This is a genomic window from Bifidobacterium sp. POST2/T3 (B1), from assembly GCF_058197115.1.
The window spans coordinates 1-4,030 of the sequence record NZ_JBVPQK010000237.1; the positions used below are offsets into that span (position 1 = coordinate 1).

Below are 4,030 nucleotides of genomic sequence, written 5' to 3' on the forward strand. Positions count from 1 at the left end.
GAAGAATCACACAAATGGATAGCTTACCATAGTGTCCCCTCAAGTCAATCTCGGCGGCGTCGCGTCGCGTCTTGGCGAAAGAATGGAGGTCATGAGGCGGAAACGGCGTGCGGAACCAGTCCGGTCGGAGCAGCTGGAGATCGGCGACGAGACGGTTCTGGTCATCAGGAAGCGGATCGTCAACGTCTATCTGCGAGTCAAGCCGCCTGACGGCCATCTGGAAGTGACGGCGCCTCTAAAGCTGAGCGATGACCAGATTCGTGCCTTTATCGACGGCAAGCGCCGCTGGATCGTAACCACTAGAGAGCGTCTGGCCCGCTCACGCGATGTATACGCCCAGCCTGGAGCTGATGGTCTGCTGTCGCCAGACCGATCCGAGGCCGAAGCAAAGAGGATTCTCCGTGAGAGGTTGCCCATCCTTCTGGATCGCTGGGTCCCTGTGGTAGGCCGTCGGCCTGAGCGCATCAGTCTGCGGAAGATGAAAACTCGCTGGGGCTCCTGCACTCCCGCCACTGCCAGCATCCGGCTCAACACCGACCTGGCTTGGCTGGATCCCGACCTGCTGGAGTATGTGCTGGTTCACGAGCTGACCCACCTCTACGAGCATGGTCACGGGCCCGGCTTCCGCGCGCGGATGGATCGTTATATGCCCGACTGGGCTGAGCGCCGTCGTCGGCTCAACCGCTATTTAGCTCTGTAACCTCCGAAGCTTCGACATCTGAAGTCATGATTTCCAGAGTCATGATTTCGGGAGCTGTGAACTCGGCGTGATTTCTAAACTTGCACACTGCGAGCCAGTAAATTATGAACCCACAGCATCATTCGTACTGATGAGCTCCGAATCGGAGCCCCGCTAGGCCATCTCGTACGAAGCAGGATTGGTTTTTTGACGCATCCTTTCGATCCTGATCTAACCTGACTATACGGCCTGATTCAGCCCGATCTGACTTTGATCTATTTTGACTCAACTAACCTGCCTTTAATTCGTTCCGACCCTGCTCGAGGCTGGTTTAATGCGCCACATTTGTCATCGAAGAACGAAGAGAGTCTGTCACAGCCCATGCTGGTGCGCTAGCGTTAAAGAAGAAGGGCGATCCTGCAGCAGCTAGGCAGGCTCCCTGCGAACCGGAGGCAAGCGTGGAGTCAATCCGGGGGAATAAATCATGAAGGAGCGGATGAGATGACGGAATCCAAGAAAACAATCAAGCGTGCCGTGGTGACTGGCGCCTCCAGTGGCATCGGCCAGGCCAGTGTGCGGGCCTTGGTGGACAAGGGCTGGAAGGTGGTCGGTCTGGCTCGGCGCGAGGACAATCTCAAGGCCCTCGCCGACCAGCTGGGTCAGAACTTCACCTATGAGGTCTGCGATGTGACCGACGAGGACTCCACCCAGGCGGCCGTCGAAGCTGTGCTCAAGGGTGGGCCGGTCAAGGCTCTGGTCAACTGCGCCGGTGCGGCATTTGGCAAGGACCCGGTGGCTACCTCTAGCCTGGACGACTGGCGCGGCATGTACGAGCTGAACGTCATTGGCACCCTGCGGGTCATCCAGAAGCTGCTCCCGGCCCTGAAAGAGTCGGAGGGCACGGTTCTGGTGATCTCCTCCACGGCAGGCATCGAGCCCTACGAGGGCGGTGGCGGATACTGCGCTTCCAAGGCGGCGGAACGGGTCATGGCCCGCATTCTGCGGCTGGAACTGATTGGCGAGCCAGTGCGCGTGGTCGACATCGCTCCGGGCCTGGTCCACACCGATGAGTTCTCCCTGAAGCGGTTCGGCGGGGATAGCGACCGGGCCGATGCGGTCTACGCCGGGGTGCCCGACCCGCTGACCGCCGACGACATCGCTGGATGCGTCACCTGGGCCCTGGAGCAGCCCGACACTGTGGACATCGACCAAATCGTGGTCCGTCCCCGGGCCGAGGGCTCCTACACCAAGCTCTACCGTCGCAGCTGAGTCTGGTTGGGGGGTCGATTCTGTAGGAAACCGAGACTGGCAGGGGAAGATTCTGGCATGGGCTGAGTCTGGCAGAGGGATGAGTCCTGCAGTCAGGATGAGACGTGCCTGGCGGACCGCAGTCGACCGGGAATGGTGCCGACGGCCACGATGAGCACGGACAGGACCGACCCTGCCAGCACGCCCAGCAGGGCTGACTCCAGGTGTGGGGATCCGGCGAAGGCCAGGTTGGCGATCAGGAAGGACATGGTGAAGCCGATTCCGCAGAGCTGGCAGAGGCCGATCAGGTTCCCGGTCGTGGAGCCGGCAGGTCGCCGCAGCCCCAGATGGCCTGCCAGGACCAGCATGGTCATGATCCCCAGGGGTTTGCCCAAGGCCAGTCCCAGCGTGGCGCCCCAGAAGACCCGGTCAGTCAGCAGTCCGGGTCCCAGCTGATCCAGGGAGATGGACAGCGAGAAGAAGGCGAAAAGGGGCAGGATCACCAGGGCGCTCAAAGGGGTCAGGAAGTGGTCCAGCCGTTCAGCCGGTGATAGCGTCGGGTTGCGGTTTGGCTCAATCTCAGTTGGTTCAAACCCAGCTGGTTTGGTATTGGCTTGACTGGTCACTGGTGGATGGGTCTCGGTCGGCTCGGTACCGGATGGTTTTGTATCGGTTGGCCTATGCTCGGTTGGCTCAGTTATGTTCGGCGCGGTACTGGCCGAAGGCTCTTCCGCTTCTGTTGCTTCCGCTTCGGCCGCATTCGGCCTGGCTACAGGGGTCAATAGGCCCATTGCAACTCCCGCCAGCACCGGGTGGATTCCAGCCTTGAAGAGGCTGTACCAGGCCAGCAGACCACCTGCGAGAGCGCCCAACAAGTAGAGAGGTACCAAGGGTCGCCAGAGCCGGGCGGAACGGCTCGCCGCTCGGACCAGCAAGGCCCAGACCACTAGGCCGACCAGGCAGACAAGCAGCCAGCTCGGTTGTCCCAAGCTGGAGTAGCCCAGGGCGATCAGCAGGACGCCGATCAGGTCGTCGAAGATGGCCAGAGTCATCAAAAAGGCCTGCAGGGCGGGCCCGGCCTTGGGCAGGAGCAGTTGCAGAGCCGCCAGGGAGAAGGCTACATCGGTGGCCGTTGGAACAGCCCAGCCGCGCAACCCGGCAGGGGAGCCCAGGTTGAACAGGCAGTAGATCAGGATCGGAACGGCCACACCGCCCAAGGCGGCCAGCATGGGCAGCAGGACCTGCCTGTGGTCGCGCAGAGTGCCCGTGGCAGCCTCCTGGCGCAGGTCAAGGCCCATGGTCAGGAAGAATATGGTCAACAGCCCGTCCTGTATCCAATCCTTCAGGGACAGGCTCAGTCCACCGGGCAGGTCCAGAGGAATCCAAGCGGCAAGAGCGTTCAGCCCCGGCCCGGTCTCTGGAAGATTGGCCAGGATCAGCCCGGCCAGGGCGCAGGCCATCATGAATAGCCCGGTGATCCGATCGTTTTCAGCCAACGATGACAGAGCGGCTAAGAAGTTTGAAGGATGGAGTCGGTTGTGCCGGTCCCTGTCAGATCCACCCCGCCCACGCTGCGGATTTGATGGCTGGGCATTCGATGGCTTGGACTCCGACGGTCCGGAATTAGGTTGGGGGTCTGATGGTCGGGAATCCGACTGCCTGGGATTGAAAGGTTTGAGATTCTGTTGCGAATTCGAATCGTCGTAATCCTGACGACGTGGATTGACAGAGAATGCTGGGAATGTAGGCGTGGGCGGCATGATGCTCCTGGTCGGGCGGATAGGGTTCGGTCTTCCATGGCCGACCAGTCTTCCCGGCATGAGGCGGCGCCCGGCCGTCTCCCAAGTGTCAATTCTATCCTGAAGCCCAGAGTCTATCTCGGTCAGAGAAAATGCCAGCGGCCCCGCACCTTTCACGATGCAGGGCCGCTGGCTTACCGCTTATCGGAGCTGTGACGAGTTCTCAGAACTCAGCAACTCAATAAACTCAGAACAGGTGGCTGCGCATGAACCACTGGAAGTGCTCGAGCTCCTGCACGTGGTCCTGCAGAATGTTGGAGCTGACGATGTCCAGGTCGTCCAGCTCCTTGATGGCCTCGCGGTC

3 protein-coding genes and 1 pseudogene are annotated in these 4,030 nt (G+C 60.9%); 2 read left to right on the forward strand and 2 right to left on the reverse strand.

Annotated features, from left to right (window positions below):
• Positions 1 to 91 precede the first annotated feature (91 nt).
• Together AC0AP0_RS09690 and AC0AP0_RS09695 are read left to right on the forward strand one after the other, a co-directional pair.
• Positions 92 to 700, forward strand: a complete 609-nt coding sequence (locus tag AC0AP0_RS09690; protein WP_198230212.1) for a M48 family metallopeptidase — start codon at positions 92 to 94, stop codon at positions 698 to 700.
• 480 nt (positions 701 to 1,180) lie between these two features.
• Positions 1,181 to 1,948, forward strand: coding sequence for an SDR family oxidoreductase (locus AC0AP0_RS09695; protein ID WP_490430312.1), 768 nt, complete (start codon positions 1,181 to 1,183; stop codon positions 1,946 to 1,948).
• A gap of 92 nt (positions 1,949 to 2,040) precedes the next feature.
• Here the strand turns inward: AC0AP0_RS09695 and nhaA are convergent, their stop codons facing one another.
• Positions 2,041 to 3,423 (reverse strand): Na+/H+ antiporter NhaA, encoded by a 1,383-nt coding sequence (gene nhaA / locus AC0AP0_RS09700; protein ID WP_490430313.1) that lies wholly within the window; start codon positions 3,421 to 3,423, stop codon positions 2,041 to 2,043.
• A gap of 490 nt (positions 3,424 to 3,913) precedes the next feature.
• Positions 3,914 to 4,030: pseudogene (locus AC0AP0_RS09705) on the reverse strand (DNA starvation/stationary phase protection protein); the annotation flags it as partial.

Coding starts and splice junctions, on each gene's coding strand:
- AC0AP0_RS09690 (WP_198230212.1), top strand. CDS start 92: ATGAGGCGGAAACGGCGTGCGGAACCAGTCCGGTCGGAGCAGCTGGAG.
- AC0AP0_RS09695 (WP_490430312.1), top strand. CDS start 1,181: ATGACGGAATCCAAGAAAACAATCAAGCGTGCCGTGGTGACTGGCGCC.